19 protein-coding genes are annotated in these 16,895 nt (G+C 35.2%); 4 read left to right on the top strand and 15 right to left on the bottom strand.

Annotated features, from left to right (window positions below):
- Nucleotides 1-97: 97 nt before the first annotated feature.
- From LPB89_RS05800 to LPB89_RS05780, 5 genes are read right to left on the bottom strand one after another with little or no spacing between them, the layout of a single operon-like run.
- On the bottom strand, nt 98-682 hold the full coding sequence (locus LPB89_RS05800; protein WP_230700825.1) for a chemotaxis protein CheB: 585 nt from the start codon (nt 680-682) through the stop codon (nt 98-100).
- Nucleotides 664-1,473 carry a protein-glutamate O-methyltransferase CheR gene (locus tag LPB89_RS05795; protein WP_230700824.1) on the bottom strand — a complete coding sequence of 270 codons (810 nt, stop codon included), beginning with the start codon at nt 1,471-1,473 and terminating at the stop codon, nt 664-666. The genes LPB89_RS05800 and LPB89_RS05795 overlap by 19 nt, the downstream gene beginning before the upstream one ends.
- Nucleotides 1,474-1,480: 7 nt before the next feature.
- On the bottom strand, nt 1,481-1,846 hold the full coding sequence (locus tag LPB89_RS05790) for a response regulator (protein ID WP_230700823.1): 366 nt from the start codon (nt 1,844-1,846) through the stop codon (nt 1,481-1,483).
- Nucleotides 1,847-1,863: 17 nt separating this feature from the next.
- Nucleotides 1,864-5,433, bottom strand: coding sequence for a response regulator (locus LPB89_RS05785; RefSeq protein WP_230700822.1), 3,570 nt, complete (start codon nt 5,431-5,433; stop codon nt 1,864-1,866).
- A gap of 21 nt (nt 5,434-5,454) precedes the next feature.
- Nucleotides 5,455-6,672, bottom strand: a complete 1,218-nt coding sequence (locus LPB89_RS05780) for a response regulator (protein WP_230700821.1) — start codon at nt 6,670-6,672, stop codon at nt 5,455-5,457.
- Between the two features lie 404 nt (nt 6,673-7,076).
- Here LPB89_RS05780 and LPB89_RS05775 point away from each other — a divergent pair, with 404 nt between their 5' ends.
- Nucleotides 7,077-7,340: a SemiSWEET family sugar transporter gene (locus tag LPB89_RS05775; protein WP_230700820.1), complete on the top strand. Its 264-nt coding sequence runs from the start codon at nt 7,077-7,079 to the stop codon at nt 7,338-7,340.
- 59 nt (nt 7,341-7,399) lie between these two features.
- On the opposite strand, the gene LPB89_RS05770 is transcribed toward LPB89_RS05775, so the two are convergent.
- From LPB89_RS05770 to LPB89_RS05760, 3 genes are all read right to left on the bottom strand, one after another.
- Nucleotides 7,400-8,233, bottom strand: a complete 834-nt coding sequence (locus tag LPB89_RS05770) for a hypothetical protein (protein ID WP_230700819.1) — start codon at nt 8,231-8,233, stop codon at nt 7,400-7,402.
- Nucleotides 8,234-8,513: 280 nt separating this feature from the next.
- Entirely contained in the window at nt 8,514-8,861 is a 348-nt protein-coding gene (locus LPB89_RS05765) for a hypothetical protein (RefSeq protein ID WP_230700818.1), read from the bottom strand.
- 276 nt (nt 8,862-9,137) lie between these two features.
- The gene (locus tag LPB89_RS05760; protein WP_230700817.1) at nt 9,138-9,569 is read right to left on the bottom strand and encodes a response regulator; all 432 of its coding nucleotides are present in this window, start codon (nt 9,567-9,569) and stop codon (nt 9,138-9,140) included.
- A gap of 239 nt (nt 9,570-9,808) precedes the next feature.
- Here LPB89_RS05760 and LPB89_RS05755 point away from each other — a divergent pair, with 239 nt between their 5' ends.
- A complete protein-coding gene (locus tag LPB89_RS05755; protein WP_230700816.1) occupies nt 9,809-10,309 on the top strand; it encodes a pyridoxamine 5'-phosphate oxidase family protein in 501 nt (166 codons plus the stop codon).
- A gap of 120 nt (nt 10,310-10,429) precedes the next feature.
- Here the strand turns inward: LPB89_RS05755 and LPB89_RS05750 are convergent, their stop codons facing one another.
- The 3 genes from LPB89_RS05750 to LPB89_RS05740 all read right to left on the bottom strand — a co-directional run bounded on the left by LPB89_RS05750 (nt 10,430) and on the right by LPB89_RS05740 (nt 12,525).
- Complete coding sequence (locus tag LPB89_RS05750; RefSeq protein WP_230700815.1) at nt 10,430-11,143, bottom strand: DUF72 domain-containing protein; 714 nt, start codon at nt 11,141-11,143, stop codon at nt 10,430-10,432.
- Nucleotides 11,140-11,868 (bottom strand): endonuclease, encoded by a 729-nt coding sequence (locus tag LPB89_RS05745; protein WP_230700814.1) that lies wholly within the window; start codon nt 11,866-11,868, stop codon nt 11,140-11,142. The genes LPB89_RS05750 and LPB89_RS05745 overlap by 4 nt, the downstream gene beginning before the upstream one ends.
- A gap of 81 nt (nt 11,869-11,949) precedes the next feature.
- A complete protein-coding gene (locus LPB89_RS05740) occupies nt 11,950-12,525 on the bottom strand; it encodes a ferritin-like domain-containing protein (RefSeq protein WP_230700813.1) in 576 nt (191 codons plus the stop codon).
- Nucleotides 12,526-12,712: 187 nt separating this feature from the next.
- On the opposite strand from LPB89_RS05740, the gene LPB89_RS05735 reads away from it, so the two are divergent.
- On the top strand, nt 12,713-13,174 hold the full coding sequence (locus LPB89_RS05735) for a hypothetical protein (RefSeq protein ID WP_230700812.1): 462 nt from the start codon (nt 12,713-12,715) through the stop codon (nt 13,172-13,174).
- Nucleotides 13,175-13,244: 70 nt separating this feature from the next.
- On the opposite strand, the gene LPB89_RS05730 is transcribed toward LPB89_RS05735, so the two are convergent.
- The 3 genes from LPB89_RS05730 to LPB89_RS05720 form a co-directional block, all read right to left on the bottom strand.
- The gene (locus LPB89_RS05730) at nt 13,245-13,892 is read right to left on the bottom strand and encodes a DUF5661 family protein (protein ID WP_230700811.1); all 648 of its coding nucleotides are present in this window, start codon (nt 13,890-13,892) and stop codon (nt 13,245-13,247) included.
- 140 nt (nt 13,893-14,032) lie between these two features.
- The gene (locus tag LPB89_RS05725) at nt 14,033-15,130 is read right to left on the bottom strand and encodes a DNA topoisomerase IB (RefSeq protein WP_230700810.1); all 1,098 of its coding nucleotides are present in this window, start codon (nt 15,128-15,130) and stop codon (nt 14,033-14,035) included.
- A 29-nt stretch (nt 15,131-15,159) separates the two neighbouring features.
- On the bottom strand, nt 15,160-15,399 hold the full coding sequence (locus tag LPB89_RS05720) for a Rho termination factor (protein WP_230700809.1): 240 nt from the start codon (nt 15,397-15,399) through the stop codon (nt 15,160-15,162).
- A 277-nt stretch (nt 15,400-15,676) separates the two neighbouring features.
- On the opposite strand from LPB89_RS05720, the gene LPB89_RS05715 reads away from it, so the two are divergent.
- The gene (locus LPB89_RS05715) at nt 15,677-16,264 is read left to right on the top strand and encodes a DUF4142 domain-containing protein (protein WP_230700808.1); all 588 of its coding nucleotides are present in this window, start codon (nt 15,677-15,679) and stop codon (nt 16,262-16,264) included.
- A gap of 124 nt (nt 16,265-16,388) precedes the next feature.
- Here LPB89_RS05715 and LPB89_RS05710 read toward each other — a convergent pair whose 3' ends face one another.
- Nucleotides 16,389-16,799 (bottom strand): cupin domain-containing protein, encoded by a 411-nt coding sequence (locus LPB89_RS05710; protein WP_230700807.1) that lies wholly within the window; start codon nt 16,797-16,799, stop codon nt 16,389-16,391.
- Nucleotides 16,800-16,895: the final 96 nt, after the last annotated feature.

The following is a 16,895-nucleotide window of genomic DNA, read 5'->3' as shown; positions in this document are numbered from 1 at the left end:
AATGGGCTTATATAAGTTTACAAGCTGCAATTTTAGTTATTAAAACCTGAAATCGTTTTATGAAAGTGTTATGGAATAATAATTTTTAGGAGAATGGTTAACTGTTGATTGAAATAATAAATTTTAAGATTTCATCGGTATTCAAAATATAATCCGGTGTAGTGTGTACTATGGCGTTACTGGGCATAAAAGGCATATCTGCCGAATCCGGGTCCTGAACAATGATTATTCCGCCGGCTTTCTGAATCATTTTTAATCCCTCCGTGCCGTCAGAGTTGGAACCTGACAGTAAAATTCCAACCAGGCTGTCTCCGTAAATTTCAGCTGCAGATTCAAAAGAAACATCGATACTGGGGCGGCTGTAGTTTACTTTCTCTGAGGTATCCAGGGAAATCGTCTCGTTCTTTTCAAACAATAAATGGTAGTTGGACGGCGCCACATATAAGAACCCCGGTAGTATAGGTTCTTTGTCCTGTACTATTTTTACCGGAACTTCGGTTTTTATTTTTATTAATTCTTCCAGCGTCATATCGTCTGTACCTCTTCTGTGAAGTACAATTACCAGGGCGAAAGAATTTAAAACGGATATTTCCGGAAGAATTTGCATCAGAGCGTTTAAACTCCCTGCAGAACCTCCGATAATAACGACTTTACATTTTGCATTTATTTTATCTTCCGCCATACCTTCTCTTTCTCTAACTGTTTATATTTAGTAGTAGATATAGAATATTTTATAGTTTCTTTTGTTCCTAAAGCTAAGAATCCCAGGACTGCAAGACTTTCGTCAAATAAATTGATGACTCTTTTTTGCAAATTATTATCAAAATAGATCAAAACATTGCGGCACAAAATAAAGTCGAATTCATTAAAGGAATTGTCTGAAACCAGATTATGCTGGGAGAAAACCATTTTTTCGGCTAATTCTTCATTGAATTTGGCGATACCATAATTGGCAATATAATAAGTAGAAAAATCTTCCTGTCCTCCGGAATCACGGTAATTTTCGGAGTATTCTTTCATCATCCGCAAGGGAAAAATTCCTTTTTTGGCCGTTTCCAGAACTTTCGAATTGATATCGGTGGCATAAATAATCGATTTATGAAGAAGTCCCGCCTCTTTGAGCATAATGGCCATAGAATACACTTCTTCACCTGTAGAACAACCTGCATGCCACAAACGAATGAAAGGTTTTGTCGCCAGCTGCGGCAAAATTTCATTTCTGACCGTCTTATAAAAAGCAGGATCACGAAACATTTCAGTAACATTTACTGTAATTTCGTCAATCATATTTTTATAATATTCCGGATCGTACCTGACCTTTGACAGAAATTCATAAAAATTTTTAAACCCTTCCAACTGATATATCCTGTTGACACGCCTTTTTAAAGATGCTCTTGAATAACTCCCAAAATCGAAGCCATAATATTCGTAAATATCATTTATAAGGGTTTCTAACTCAATATCTTCAATCATACTAAATTCAAATTTTAGATAATGCTTTAAGCAGTTTATCTACATCAATAGGTTTTGAAACATAATCATCGGCACCGGCTTCAAGGCATTTTTCCTTATCACCGGTCATGGCCTGTGCCGTTACGGCAACAATCAGTGTGTCTTCTCTGGAAGGTATTTTTTTTATTAGCGGAATAGCTTCATAACCGTCCATTTCGGGCATCATCATATCAATCAGGATGGCGTCAACCGTCTCCTCTGTCTGTAACAGTTTTAATGCTTCTTCGGCACTTAAGCACGATATACAATCAAATGACTTAACTTTCAGTGTATGCGCCAAAGCGAAAATATTTCTGGAATCATCATCAATAATTAAGACTCTCTTTCTGCTCATTTCGTAATCCTTTATCATTAAAATTTATCATATAACCATACACGCAACAACGACAATAACTGGTCTATATCAACCGGTTTGGTAATGTAATCCGACGCACCCGCCCTGATGCATTTTTCCCGGTCTCCTGTCATTGCTTTTGCCGTCACGGCGATTAGTGGCAAGTTAATAAATTTAGGTATTGTTCGTATTTTTTCTGCCGTTTCATAACCATCCATATTGGGCATCATCATGTCTAAAAGAACGATATCCGTATCCGGGTTTTCTTCCAGTATTTTGATTGCTTCATTTCCGTCAAATGCTGTGATGACATTCATTTTAAAAATCTCCAGGGCTTTGGTCAGCGAATAGATATTTCGAACATCATCGTCTACAATCAGTACTTTTTTATCGTGCAGTACATTATTCAGCAAATTAAGCTTTTTATGGCTTTCTTTTTTACCGTCTGCTCCTTTTGTTTCTTCTACCAAATGTAAAAACAAAGATACTTCATCTAACATTCTCTGGTATGAATGGGCGGTTTTGACAATAATCGAATCTGCGTATTTTTTAATTTTAACTTCTTCTTTCAGGGATAAACTTTTTCCTGTAAATACAATTACCGGCAGGTTTTCCAGGCCAGGATTCTTTTTAACACCATCTAAGATCTTATAAGCATGGGCATCCGGAATTCCCATGTCAAGAATAACACAGTCGATTTCTTTTTTGTTTAAAGCAACCAGTCCTTCAGAAACTTCACTTTTAATTTCAGAATTAATGTCATGCGTTTCTAAAAAGAAAGCCAGTGCTTTTGCGTGTTTCGGATTGTCCTCAATAATTAAAACCTTTTGTGATTCTTTGTTTATGATATGCTCTATTCGTGTGAAAACTTCCGGAATTCGGTCAAATGCAACCGGTTTATCCAGAAAATCGATAGCTCCTTTCAATAAACTTTCCTGCTTCAGTTTATGCGAGGACATGATGTGCACCGGAATATGTTTGGTATTTCCGTTGTTTTTCAATTCCTCCAGTACTTCCCATCCGCTTTTGACAGGCAGTTCGATATCGAGTAAAATTCCGACAGGTCTGTACATGATCGCAAAATTCAGGGCATAATCACCACGAACGGAAATAACTGCTTTGTAACCATTTTTTCTGCTGAATGTTAACAGTGATTTTGCAAAATTAAGATCGTCTTCCACAATCAAAATTACTTTGTCCCCTTCTGAAATATCATCCCTGTCGTCTTCAATTTCCTCCGGAATAATAGTCGAGATGTATTTATTTTTGATTTTTTTCAACTCTTCTGATTCCGCTTCGGAAATTTCTATAGGAGGTGTTTTCTCTACTATTACTTTTTTACTTAAGGACCCAAAAACTGGTAAACACAATGTAAAACTGCTTCCTTTTCCTTCTGTACTGTGCAGGATAATCTCTCCTCGCAGTAATTTTGCCAGTTCCCTGCTGATGGATAGTCCTAAACCAGTTCCTCCATACTTGCGTTTTGTAGAGCCGTCTGCCTGCTGGAACGCTTCAAAAATTAAAGGCTGTTTGTCCAGCGGGATTCCGATTCCGGTATCTTTTACGATAAAACAAATGATTTTATCGTCATCTTCGTTTACTTTGATTTCCAGGCTTACTGACCCTTTTTCAGTAAATTTGATGGCATTTGAAATTAGATTTTTAAGAATCTGCTCTAATCTCATTTTATCTGTTTTAATGACAATCGGAGCATCTTTTGTAATAATTTCAAAACCGATGTTTTTCTCTTTTGCCACAAACGAGAATAAATTCGACATGCTGTCTGTAATTTCTTTGGTGGAAACATCCAAAAATTCCAGTTCCATTTTACCGGCTTCAATTTTAGATAAATCAAGAATTTCATCGATTAAGCCCAGTAAGCTGTTTCCTGAACTCTGGATTACTTTTGCAAATTCAATTTCCTCATTATTCATGCCCTTGCTGTTATTCTCTGATAATAATCGGCTTAAAAGCAAAATAGAGTTTAGAGGTGTTCTTAATTCGTGTGACATATTGGCCAAAAATTCAGACTTGTAGCGTGTGGTCAGTTCTAACGCTTCTGATTTTTTCTGAATTTCATTATTTTTTTCTTCCAGTAAAACACTGCGTTCCGAAAGTTCCTCATTGGTTTGTTCCAGTTCTTCCTGCTGTACTCTTAATTCTTCTTCAGAAGCCTGCAATTTTTCCGTCTGTGCTTCCAGTTCGGCATTAATTGCTTCCAGTTCACTGTGCTGAATACGTAATTCTTCAGATTGTGACTGTGTTTCTTCCAGCAATTCCATAACACGTTTACGGTTTTGGGTTGATTTGATTGCAATACCGATATTATTGCCTACCATTCTCAGGAATTCCAGGTGAAGGTCAGAGAAGCCGTAAATACTGGCTAATTCGATTGCTCCTTCTATTCTGAGATCGATTAAAGGAACTGCTACAATATGAGTAGGTTTTATTTCGCCCAGTGCATAATTAATGTGAATAAAATCAGATGACAACGATTTCAATTCCAATATTTTACCAGAAACGATTGCCTGTCCCAGCAAACCGTCCCCTTTCTGAATACGTTCTCTGTTTTTTGTCGGTATATAGCTATATCCTGCACTAGAAAAAAGTTCGTCTCCTTCCAGAATATACATGACACCGGCACTACTGTTGGTATAGGTACATAAAAATTCAATAACATCTTTGGATAACTGATTCAGTGTTTTATCACCCAGCATCACATTATTAAGCTTGGCAATTCCCGCCTGCAGCCATTCTTTTTCTGATAATAAACTGAAGGAAGATTTTAAGGAAGAACTCATATTATTTAATGATTCCCCAACGCTTCCAAGCGCATCCGTCTTAGTATCTTCTACTTTGATATCGTAATTCCCACTGGAAATGTTGGTAGCAATAGTGCTGATCGCGGCAATTCTTTCGGCTGTTTCCCTGTCTTTATTTTCCAGCTCATGCTGAAGCGCTGAACGTTCATTAAAATCTTTTAAAATCCGGATTAAAAATACAATCGAAATGATAAAGGCAATAACAAAAGCGAACACAATCAGGATGATACTGTAGGTTCCGTACTGGTCTGAAGTTTCATTTCGTTCTTTTAAAAGAATCTGTTCGCTTTGTTCGATGCGCTTGAAATACGTTCTCAATTCGTCCATCATCTTTTTCCCTTCTTCAAGGTCAAAAGCAACACTGTTTTTCCCCAGACGCTTTTTTACAATCTGATTGTTCAGGTATTTAAAGAAATTGGCTCTCAGCGGCTTTAAATCCTTTAGCAATTTTTGTTGTGCCGGATTATCGCCGGTCAGTTCATCAAGCTTTTCAAAATATGTATTTGATTCGGATTCAGACTCATTATATGCTCTTACAAATTGTTCATCACCACTGATCAGGTAGCCGCGCATCCGGGTTTGGGCATCTGTAACGAGGTAGGCTCCCTGATTTAAATTGTAAATCACATCCTGGGTATGATTGACCCAGAAATTACTTTTCAGCAAATTTTTGATGCTTAGATAAGAAGCAGTAGAACTGATTGTTAAGACCAGTAACGAAACCATTGAGCTAATTAGTAAATTTCTTTTAAAATTGTTTTTCATAGGTTTTAAATCCATTTAATTTTAATTCTCATATTTTAATGGCAGGACCATGATAAAACTGGCTCCCTTACCGGATTGACTTTTGGCGGTTATTAATCCGTTGTGTTTTTCAATAATTTTTTTGGCAATTGCAAGTCCGATTCCGGTACCTTCATAAGTCTGGCGATCATTTAAACTCTGGAAAATAATAAAAATACGATCCAGGTAAATTTCATCAAAACCAATTCCGTTGTCTGCAACGATAATCCGGCAATATTTTCCGTCCGGCGAAACCTCACCGTCAAAATCTTTTGTTTTTATTAATTCTGAAGTAATCTTAATAACGGGAGTTTCGACATTTCCGGAGAACTTAAGGGCGTTCCCGATAAGGTTCTGGAAAACCTGCCTCAGCTGACTTGGAATACTGTCTATTACAGGCAGTTCGCTTGTTTTTATAACTGCGTTTTTACGCTCTATCAAATAATCAAAATCAGAAAGGACCTCTTGTAAAACAACATTCAGATCTGTTTTTTCAGGTTCTACTTTTGACGATAACCTGGAATAAGCGAGCAGGTCTGTAATAAGGGTTTGCATCCTTTCTGCAGACTTAACCGTACGATCTACATAATCAATTGCTTTTTCGTCGTCTACTAAGTAAAGTTCTTTTATAATTTTAATAAAAATCTGAATCTTCCGTATCGGTTCATTCAAATCATGGGAAACTACCCAGGAAAATTGCTGCAGTTCATGGTTTTTGAGCTCCAGTTCTTCGTTTTTCAAAACGAGTTCTTTGGTGCGCTCCGCAATTTTGATTTCGAGGTTATCCTGAGCTTCTTTTCGAATTTTGATTTCTTTTGAAAGTAAATCTTTCATCACTCTCAATTCATTTTTCTGCTCGTAAATTTTGATGAAGGTTTTTACTTTTAAAATAAGTAAATCTATATCAACCGGTTTGGTAACATAGTCGACAGCACCTGTTTCGTATCCTTTAAAAATGTATTTTTTTTCGATGCTGATGGCAGACAAAAAGATTACGGGAATTTCTTTTGTCCGTTTATTGCCGGAAAGAATTTTAACGACTTCAAAACCATCCAGACCCGGCATCTGAACATCCATTATAATCAGGCAATAATTAGTTTTTAATATTTTCTTCAACGCTTCTTCACCAGACTCTGCTGTGTCTACTTCTATGTCATGCAGCTCCAGCGTTTTTTTTAAGGCAATTATATTAGCCTTAATATCATCTACGATTAATATCATTTGATTGGGGTAAAGCGTTACGGGTTAAAATTTAAAAATAAAATTAAGTTTTGAATGATTTTTTGTTGCTGTAAATACCGGCCATTTTGCAAAAAACAGCCGACAAACTTCCAAATTTATAAAAAAAAATGAAAAGCCTTTTTTATCATAATCAAAAATAGTTTCATAATTCCCATGTTTGAATCCAATTAATTTAATCTCTGATGATTGGTAACTTATTAAAATAGCCTTACACTTTTAATGTGATTATTTTATAACTGTATTTTCGCACAAAATAGAAAAACAAGTATTTTTATTACGGTAATTTTTGTGGTAATACAGTTAATGCCCGGCAAAATTTAGTGCTAATTTTAGAAAAACCTTTCCAATTAATTTCTCCTGTTAGATTCTAAAAAATAAAAGATATGGATTTCACTAACGTTGTTGGACTTCTCGCTGGTACATGTGTGACCCTTTCGGTAATTCCCCAGATTTTAAAAGTATGGAAAACCAAAAAGGTAAAAGAAATTTCGCTTTTAACTTTTAGTGTCCTCACTTTTGGCATTGCAGTCTGGGTCGTGTATGGCTTTCTTAAAGACGACCTTCCTATCATTATTACCAATAGCATTTCCCTCCTTCTCAATTTAATAATGGTTTATTTTATAATTTATTACGAAAAGGAAAAATAAAAGCACAAAAAAAACAGCTTGTTTTAAGCTGTTTTTTTGTCATACAAGTTAAGGATATGTTAGGCTGTCTTAGCTAGCGAATTTTGAGAGTATTTGTTGATAAGCTGATATTTCTCTCTGAAAAATCTTGGAAAATTTTTCCCTGCATGTCCAATTGAAGTTAAAACTTCGGAAATATTTACATTTGAAATTTTTCTGATTTCATCGATTTGCTTTGTAGCCAAATCTAATATTGGTGTAATCAGTGAACTATAGTTAGAACTGTGCTGCACTACTTCAATTTCCACAATACTGTTAAGGATACTTTCTTTAAGCAGGTTTTTAACGATTCCTTTTTGAGGAATACGGTCAAACTCAATTAGTTTTTCGGCAATTTTATGGTTTTGAGCCCCAACATACATGTAATTCCCACCGGAATTGACAAACATTTTGGACATTTTTGAAAGCAAATCGGCATTTTCGTCGATCTGAAAGGTTGCTGTAGGAACACCGATTAATAAAATCTTAACGGGCTTGTTTCTTTCAAAATACAATACATTATTAATTGTGGTATTGTTACTCATAATTCCGGACTGTCCTTTTTTCAGGCTGGTCGCATTTCCATTTGCACCAAAAGTATGTTTCAGGTTTCCGGCGGAGCAATAGGCGAAAAAAACCGGGGCACAATGAAAAGATTCTATACTTAAAGTTACTTCATCAGAAAAAATCATATCAAATTGTATGTAAGACATTTTGTTTTGAAAACTCATTCCGCTAATAGTACCTTTTGCCCATTTAGAATTTACAGCTAAATTATAGTCATTATTATCATTCGTTAAAGTTCCCTCAAATGAATTTTCAAGATCAGTAAAGATTGTGTTGATTCCACCAGTATTTAAGTATAGTTTTTTCATTTTGATTTAGTTTAAGAAAAACGGTTAGTATTAAATTACGTACAAAACCATTTTTGGTTTTTTTGTCGCTTTTGATAATTCAAATTTCGTTATTGTTGCTAATCAAATTGTTATACAATTTTGCAGATATATTTCAAAATTTGTAGTTGCGCGTAAATTCATACTTTAGTGGTCTTCTAAATAAAAAGCAGTTACTCAGAAATTTATCCCGAATAACTGCTCTTTTCCAGCAAAATAAAATAGTTATCTCTTTTTATGGAGCACACTTTTTTTAATAAAATTACTCTGAAGCAATTTCATTAATGTCTGCATTTTTAGAGTAATTCTTTTTCGGAATATCCTTAAAGAATTCTGCCTCTTCCAAATCGGCAGTTGGTCCGTATCCTATCAGATGAGTTCCTTTTTTCTCATCTTTGGTTTCTATTACATATAATATAGACATATCATCAGGATCACTCATTCCTTCATAACGATGGTGAGCAACAATAAATATTTCTTCCGGCGGATAACTGTACTTAGTTTCTGAATCTATTAAGCTTCCATCCTGAAACAGAAAGTTACAGGTATATCCTTCGTCCTGATATTTTTTGATATAGTCGGTTTCGTTTTTTGAATATTCTCTTTTCATGATCTTTATTTTTAGTATGTTTTGCAATCTGTTATCCAAATTTCAGCAATACAACCAAAAAAGCTTAACTCAATACATTTAAATTTTAGCTCATTTAAAACCAATTCTTGCGAGTTCATCGCAAAGGGATATTTTTTATGAAGGCATCAGGCAATTGCAAATGATGCACTACTTTAAAAAACTGTCTTACAATTTATTGAAGATTTATGTAAATTTTATTCGTGCATAAAAAAAGCCAAACTACGGCAGTTTGGCTTTTCTATATTTTGCAAAATTTTATAATTTATAAACGAAATTTTTAGAATCAGGAATGAATTTTTTCCAGTCAATTTCCAAAGCATGAGCAATAGATTTTATAATGTCCTGCATTAAAACAGGTTTCGTTATGAAATAATTAGCTCCTAGTGTACGGCACTTTTCAATAATGCGTGGTTCGTTTGAAGTGGAAAAAATAATAATAGGAATATCTCCTTTTTCTTCAGAATTTCTAAGCTCCGTCAAAACATCAAAACCATTTTTACCGGGCATATTCAAATCTAAAAAAACCATATTTGGGGTTGGCGGCGGATTGTAAATTGCTTTGAGTAATTTTTCGCCTCCACTGTATGTTTGGAGTTGTATTTTCTTAGGCAAAGATTCTACCGCATCTGTAAAAATGCTCAAATCATCTTCATCGTCATCTGTATAGAATATAGTAAAATCTGTCATTGTTTGCAGGAAATAGCTTTTATACCCCAAATATAATTCAAATAAAACTATTTAACAATTTGTTTTTAAATTCTGACAAAAAACCGAATTGAAATCTCATAATTAAAAAGCAAAATTCTGTAACCCGAAAAAAAACAAAAACAGCAACTTTATAATTATAAAACGCTTATCAGAAATTTTGATTTTAAATCATAATTTTTATGAAAATTACATTAATAACCAATTAAAAAAATAAAGTTATGGGAGATCATAAAGACCTTACAGATGAACTTGCTGCAGATAAAATAAAAGATCTGGCAGAAGACATAAAAACATGTATGTTTTGTACGTATAAAGAAACCCGACTGCAATCGCGACCAATGTCTGTTCAGAAAATTGATGACCTGGGACAACTATGGTTTTTGTCAGACCGAAACAGCAGTCAGAATGCTGAAATTACCTTAAATCCTCTGGTAGAAATCTTTTTTGCTGCACCGCATGATAAGTTTTTAACCTTACACGGAACAGCGACAATACTTTACAAACGCGAAATCATAGAAGAATTATGGGACCCGATTGTAAAAGTGTGGATGCCAGGCGGAATAGATGATCCGAATTTATGCGTGATAAAAGTAGTACCTGAAGATGGTTACTACTGGAACAATAAACACGGAAAAGTGGTTGCCATTGCAAAAATGACAGCTGCATTTGTAAGCGGAAAAACAATGGATGACGGGATTGAAGGAACTTTGAAATTGTAAATTCCTGTCGTTTTTGTCATTTCAGACAAAGGAGCAATCATAACCGGCAGCTGCGGGAATATGATTGCTCCTTTGTCGTTATGACTTTTTGCTTTTCTTATTAAGCCATTTTAAAACAAATTACAGTTCTTTAAAGGCCAGCGCATTCAAAATCCCTTCGGTTCCTGCTGTATTATTAAAGTAGACAAAAGCCTTCTTGCCACTTTCTGAAATTTCCTCTTTTATTCCTTTTAATTTTTCTTCTGAATACCCGGAATAAAACAATTTCTGATCACCATGCAGTCGAACGTAAACCATTGGGAATCCGGTTAAAATAACATCCGGCAATCCCGGATAACTGACACTGCAAAAAGTAATTTTATTTTGTGCCAAAGCATCCCAGACCTGCTGATTCCACCAGCTTTTATGCCTAAATTCAATCACATTCATAAATTTTGTATCGAGTGATTTTAGAATGGCCTGAAGTTTTTCTTCACTAAAATCATAACTCGGAGGCAATTGAAATAGTATCGGGCCTAATTTATCCTGCAAACCGGTTTCACAAATAGTATAGAAATCAGAAAGCAGTGTTTCGCAATCCGAAAATTTTTTAATGTGCGTGATTTCTTTTGGTGCTTTTACGGAGAAAACGAAATTTTCCGGTACTTTTTTATACCAGTTTTCGAATATTCTTATGGTTGGGAATTTATAAAAAGTACCATTCATTTCGTAGGTATCAAAATGTTCGCAATAATAACTGAACCATTTGGAAGCAGGTAAATTTTCAGGATAGAAAATGCCTTTCCAATAACGGTTATTATAACTGGAACAGCCGATTAAAAGTTCACTTTTCATTGGTATAAATTTTGACAATTGGTACAAAAAAAACTTCTTCGTCTTTTTACGCCGGTATGTTTTTTTATAAACGGAAGATTGCAGCGCAGGCAAACACTTTTGGTATGTGCAAGCCAATGCTTTTTGAGTTCAAATTTCTTTTTCCATTCCAAAAACTGAAAACTGTAAACAGAGCATTCGTCTATTAATTCTTTTATTTTATCCGTCGGAATTGCTCCTACCAGCGATTCGGGATGGGTGTAGCAGCGGTATAAAACTTCATTTTTTATAATATTGCCCACGCCGGAAAAGATATCCTGATCGAGTAAGGCATCACAGATTTTTTGTTTTGGAATTTTATCCAGGCTTTGTTTTGCTTTTTCCGGATCCCAGTTCTTATTCATTATATCCCGGCTCCAGTCATAATGAAGATTAATATCACCTTCCAGAATTTTAACCGAACAGGTGTAAAAGTTAAGTTCACCATTCGAAAAAACCAGACTCAGTCGCGGTGTGGTTTCCTTTCGTTCATTAATCCTGTAGGTACCAAACATCAGTAAATGGATTTTGACTGTAAAATCGTCAAAACAAATCAGAAAGTGTTTTCCCCAGGTTTTAAAAGAGGCTGTTTTGCCTTTTATTCTTTGAATATCAACAGCACTATTTCCGGAAACAGAAATTACTTTCTGTCCTGAAAACTGCTGTGTTTCTTCTTTAAGTATTACAATTGACGGACCTTCGGGCATGAGAATTCTATTTTTATGATACAGAAATAGTTATAAAAGAAAAAGTGCTGCCAAAACAACACTTTTTCTTTTTCAGGCAGCTTACTTTTCATCTTCTTCTGCTGCTTCAATATTAATGGCAGCTACGGCAACTTCCGTTAATTTTTTATCAGCTCCTTTTTCTTCATCCAATGTTAGCTCCAATAAGGCAGCGGCATCAGTAAGACCCAGCGTTTCCGCGAATTGTCTTAACGTACCGTAAGTGGCGATCTCGTAATGTTCAATTTTTTGTGCGGCTGCAATTATTCCTGCATCTCGCACTACACCAGGTTCAGTTTCCTCGAGAATCCCTTTACCTTCTTCAATTAAACCTTCCATGGCATCGCATTTTTTTGCACTTGCTTTTTTACCGATCGATTCAAAAACCTGCTCTAAACGTGTGATCTGTTCTTCAGTTTCAGTTAAATGAGTTGTCAGGGCATCTATCAGTTCAGGTGAAGTAGCATTTTTTGCCATTAGGGGAATTGCTTTTGTTAAAGCTTTCTCTGCCCAGTAAATGTCTTTTAGTCCATCTTCAAAAAGTTCCGTAAGTCCGGAAGCAGCATTTGACTTTGGTTTGGTTACACCGGCTTTTGTAGTTTGTTTTGGTGCGGTCTGTTTTTTACTTTTAGTTTCCATGATATAATTTTTGTTTATAATTAATATGGTAAAATTACATGCAATGAAAACGAATTTGTTACACGGTTTTTCTGTTAAATTACAACATAAACACCTGTTAATTATAGAATTAGCAATTAAAATTCTGTAAGAAAAAAGAACAGCACGCATGGTAGATTTGTAATACTAACTAGTAAAATTTTATATCATGGAAACTAAAGATAAAAAAATGAGAACTGCTAACTTAAACAAGCAAAATGCTATTATGAATGAAGTACTCTATAGCAATAACGAAATAAGAACAGGAAACCATAATTATAGCGATGTTAAAAATTATGGCCGTACCATAAATGGCTACGATCCGAATAAAGCCATCCCGGATCAGGAACAAATCACTAATGATGAGGGAGATTATGATGAAATTGATGATCTGGACGATGATTTTCATGCTCCCGGTGATATCGAGCACGATGAAGATCAGGAGGATTTAAACGACGAATTTGACAATCCAAAAGATGTTGACGATGATTTTACCGAAACGGATAAAGATCTTGAAGACATCGATCAGGATGACGATGACGATGATCTCGAAGACGACCTTGAAGAAGATGAAATCGAAGAAGAAGACTCAGGTGATAATTATCCGGACAATGATCCAAGAAAATTCTAATTCAGGAGAAAGAACTAAAAAAGCCGCTACTAGATGTAACGGCTTTTTTGCATTTTTTATTTTATAAAACCTAATCCCCTATTTTTTCCAAAGGAGGAATATCATCCATTCTTTCCAGGCGTTCTGCGAGACCGGATCTGGCTTCGTTTAGTTCCTGTTCGGCTTTGCCCAGTTCTTTATACCATTCCTCTTTTCCGGTAGTGGAACTTTCGATTTTACGCATGATCTCATAGATCTCGCCCTGTGCTTCCATGACAGCGAGTCTTTTGTAATACGTCAGGCTTTCCGTCATATGCGCCAGTGCGATCATAGCAGTAAGGAATGGATGGTTGTTCGTTACATTAACATCCTTTATCTTTCCGTGCTCTAACTCTACTTTTAAGGCAAAAGCAAATTCTTCCATATTAAATCTTTCGTGTTTGCTATTCGGATTTAAATAGGCTTTAATAGCTTCTACATTATTCATAGTCGAAAGGTCCACGTCTGTATCGCGATTTTCATGCAAATCATTATAAACAACAGCAGCAATTGCTCTTGCTTCATCAATGGTTGGGTCGTTTTCCGGATTTTCAAAATCCCTTACCGACCAGTCCCAATTTTCGGGATGAACGGGTCTGATGTACTTTTCACAAAAATCTGTTACATCATTTTTTAAACTTACCATCTCATTCTCCCTTTTTATATATACATCCTGATAAGCACCACTTTTAGTTCCCATAACTTTATAATTTTGTTTAAATTAAAACGACACATCTACCAAAAGATATATGTGCCGCTTTTTTTTCCAATCTGAACTCCTTTGATCGTCTCAAAATTGCTTTTTTTTATTCAGACACATTAACGCAATCCACATAAGTATTAGCTCAATCCGTTTGAAAATTCGGGTTGAAAGCTTCCTATTAACTCGGAAAAAACCACTTCTGAACGTGAAAAATATTTTTGATTGCTTCGGTTTTTACGGACTTTATCAAAATACTCACCCAAAGAACCATCTTCGTAACCTGCTACGATTAGAGGATGCACATAATAATTTCTGCATACGCTTCTGGTATTTCCCAGTGCTTCTGCCGTAATGTCAATAGCGGTCAAAATATTCTTTTTTATTTCTTTTTCTTCCTCTGCAATTCCTATGTTCATTAAAGTTTCAAAAAATATCAGGGAGGCTGCCCATGTTCTGAAATCTTTCGCACTAAAATGTTTTCCGGAAATTTCATGCAGGTATTCGTTCACCATATGGCTGTCCAGAACTTTTCGCTCGCCATTTTCATCATAGTATTTAAAAACTTCCCAACCCGGGATTTCTTCACACCTGCTTACTAATTTTATCAGCTGTTTATTTCTGGTAGTGATGGTATGCTGTTTTCCTTTTTTCCCAACAAACTCAAATCGAAGTGAATTGCGGTCAATATTAATATGTCTCTTTCGCAAGGTTGAAAGCCCGTAGGATCTGTTGTCTTTGGCGTATTTTTCGTTTCCAATTCTGATGTGCGTTTCCTCCATCAATCGGATGACGAGTGCAATTACTTTGTTTTTGTTCCATTCCTTTTGTTCCAGATCCAAATCGACCTGCTTTCTGATTTTAGGAAGAAACTTTCCGAATTCGGCTATTTTATAAAATTTCGTCTGGTTCCTGATCAGATTCCACTTCGGATGATAGCGGTATTGTTTTCGGTTTTTATCGTCTGTTCCTACCGCCTGAAGGTGTCCGTTGGTTAAGTCTGTAATCCTTACATTCTCCCAGGCAGGCGGAAGTACTAAACTGTTAAAGCGTTTCAATTCACTTTTCCTTTTAACGCATCTGCCATTCTTTTTATAAACAAAACCTTCACCCTCCCTACAGCGCTGTATAGTAAGCTTGTGATCGTTTACATAAATTAAATCTAATTTTTCTAAAACCAACTGGGGCGTTTTTATTAATTGCTCCATTAGTTTTCCCTGGGCGATTTTAGCATTCATATTATTTTCTCAAAGATTAATTTGGCAATCTAGTTGTTGCGCAATGATTTGATAAGATTTTTTTTAGACATATAAGAACGCCCCGGTATGCCTACTTTTCTGGCCTGTTGGTACAATTCGTCTTTTGTCCATTCTTCGTAAGGTTTTGCGTGACCTCCTTTTTCTCCCGAATCAGGAGTATTTGCAATACGTGCTGATTTTTCTTTACTATATCCTTTTTTTAAAAGTGCTTCGTATTGCTCCTCGTTTTTAATTCTTGGATCTGGCATGACAATAAATTTTAAGTGATTATGATAAGTATGTATAGTTCCTCAAAATTCATGATAAACCACGAAAAAGACGTTATAGAATTTTTGGATAAATTTTCATAATTAGCTATAAGTCAAAGCCTTTATTAAAACACCTATAATTTTTATGGATTCATTTTCATTAAATACTATTTTTTATTTACTGATATTTAAATCCTGTAACATTTTTCAAAAATGCTGTAAAATATTCTTCTGTCTTCTGAATAATTTTACATCATAACATTTAAACCACAAAATCATGAAAAAGTTACTACTAGCAGGAAAAGTTATTTTAGGCGCCGGACTAATCATTATATTCCTAAATTCCTGCAAAAATGAAACTAAACAAGAAGACCCGAAAGAGGTTGCTGAAGATACAAATGAAGCTAAATTTGATTCTATAGAAGATAAAAAAGACGATTCTGAATTTTTAGTAGATATCGCTGAAGTAAATTTAGCTGAAATCGAAATCGGAAAACTGGCTCAGACCAAAAGTACAAATGTAGAAGTGAAAAAATTTGGTAAAATGTTGGTTGATGAGCACACTAAATCTGCTTCTGAAGTAAGTGCATTAGCAAAAGCAAAAAATTTCACTCTTCCAACTTCTTTAACTGAAGAAGGTCAGGAAGAATACAATAAACTGAACGAAAAATCAGGAGTTGATTTTGACAAAAAATTTGCTGATATGATGATCGACGGTCACGAAAAAGCAATTGATAAACTAAAAAAGGCTTCTGAGGATGCTAAAGATGAAGATGTTAAAGTTTGGGCATCAAATAATATTGCCGGCTTAACCGCTCATTTGGAACATGCTAAAATGCTTAAGCAAAATTTAGACAAAAAATAGAATTGGTATTGGTATTTTTTTTTGGGGGAACCCCTGGACAGTAATGTTCAGGGGTTTATTTTTTTTTTAAAGGGACTGAGGTGCTGAGATGCTAAGGTTCTAAGGTTTTTCTTTTCTCAGGAACTTAGTAGCTTTTCCCAAAGCTATTGTATTCTTCGTCCGTTACGCTCTCTAACCAGATTCCTTTGCCTTTGTCGATTTCTGTAATGATTGCTATATGTGAAAAACGACTGAAGGGCGTAGCGCCGTACCAATGCTCTACTCCGGGCAATACTGTCAATACTTGTCCTTTATGAACTAATTTCATCCCTTTTCCTCTTTCCTGATAATAGCCAATTCCATCCGTAGCTATAAACAGCTGCAAACTGGAATTGATATGCCAGTTGCATCTCGAACCCGGTTCAAAAGCAACATCTTTGATAACTGTATTTTCGGGATGAATGTCGCTGGTTTGTTTTTTATAAGAAACATCACCGGTCATATACGAATTCGAAATTTTCCCTTCTTCAGTAACTGTAGTATATTTTGTTGACATAAAGTTAGTTGTTAATTGCGTTAGTTTTCTATTTAAAATTTATTTGAGTATTGTCCTTAGCCTTACCGTTATAAAGCTTTATTTTTATTGTCAGTA

It is taken from the genome of Flavobacterium sp. ENC (genome assembly GCF_020991415.1).
Lineage (GTDB): Bacteria > Bacteroidota > Bacteroidia > Flavobacteriales > Flavobacteriaceae > Flavobacterium.
The sequence above is the reverse complement of the archived record's forward strand: the minus strand, read 5'-3'. Positions and strand labels throughout refer to the sequence as shown.

Bases quoted from the DNA above. Each gene is read 5' to 3' on its own strand.
- LPB89_RS05800 (WP_230700825.1), bottom strand. From the start codon at position 682: ATGGCGGAAGATAAAATAAATGCAAAATGTAAAGTCGTTATTATCGGA.
- LPB89_RS05795 (WP_230700824.1), bottom strand. From the start codon at position 1,473: ATGATTGAAGATATTGAGTTAGAAACCCTTATAAATGATATTTACGAA.
- LPB89_RS05790 (WP_230700823.1), bottom strand. From the start codon at position 1,846: ATGAGCAGAAAGAGAGTCTTAATTATTGATGATGATTCCAGAAATATT.
- LPB89_RS05785 (WP_230700822.1), bottom strand. From the start codon at position 5,433: ATGAAAAACAATTTTAAAAGAAATTTACTAATTAGCTCAATGGTTTCG.
- LPB89_RS05780 (WP_230700821.1), bottom strand. From the start codon at position 6,672: ATGATATTAATCGTAGATGATATTAAGGCTAATATAATTGCCTTAAAA.
- LPB89_RS05775 (WP_230700820.1), top strand. From the start codon at position 7,077: ATGGATTTCACTAACGTTGTTGGACTTCTCGCTGGTACATGTGTGACC.
- LPB89_RS05770 (WP_230700819.1), bottom strand. From the start codon at position 8,233: ATGAAAAAACTATACTTAAATACTGGTGGAATCAACACAATCTTTACT.
- LPB89_RS05765 (WP_230700818.1), bottom strand. From the start codon at position 8,861: ATGAAAAGAGAATATTCAAAAAACGAAACCGACTATATCAAAAAATAT.
- LPB89_RS05760 (WP_230700817.1), bottom strand. From the start codon at position 9,569: ATGACAGATTTTACTATATTCTATACAGATGACGATGAAGATGATTTG.
- LPB89_RS05755 (WP_230700816.1), top strand. From the start codon at position 9,809: ATGGGAGATCATAAAGACCTTACAGATGAACTTGCTGCAGATAAAATA.
- LPB89_RS05750 (WP_230700815.1), bottom strand. From the start codon at position 11,143: ATGAAAAGTGAACTTTTAATCGGCTGTTCCAGTTATAATAACCGTTAT.
- LPB89_RS05745 (WP_230700814.1), bottom strand. From the start codon at position 11,868: ATGCCCGAAGGTCCGTCAATTGTAATACTTAAAGAAGAAACACAGCAG.
- LPB89_RS05740 (WP_230700813.1), bottom strand. From the start codon at position 12,525: ATGGAAACTAAAAGTAAAAAACAGACCGCACCAAAACAAACTACAAAA.
- LPB89_RS05735 (WP_230700812.1), top strand. From the start codon at position 12,713: ATGGAAACTAAAGATAAAAAAATGAGAACTGCTAACTTAAACAAGCAA.
- LPB89_RS05730 (WP_230700811.1), bottom strand. From the start codon at position 13,892: ATGGGAACTAAAAGTGGTGCTTATCAGGATGTATATATAAAAAGGGAG.
- LPB89_RS05725 (WP_230700810.1), bottom strand. From the start codon at position 15,130: ATGAATGCTAAAATCGCCCAGGGAAAACTAATGGAGCAATTAATAAAA.
- LPB89_RS05720 (WP_230700809.1), bottom strand. From the start codon at position 15,399: ATGCCAGATCCAAGAATTAAAAACGAGGAGCAATACGAAGCACTTTTA.
- LPB89_RS05715 (WP_230700808.1), top strand. From the start codon at position 15,677: ATGAAAAAGTTACTACTAGCAGGAAAAGTTATTTTAGGCGCCGGACTA.
- LPB89_RS05710 (WP_230700807.1), bottom strand. From the start codon at position 16,799: ATGTCAACAAAATATACTACAGTTACTGAAGAAGGGAAAATTTCGAAT.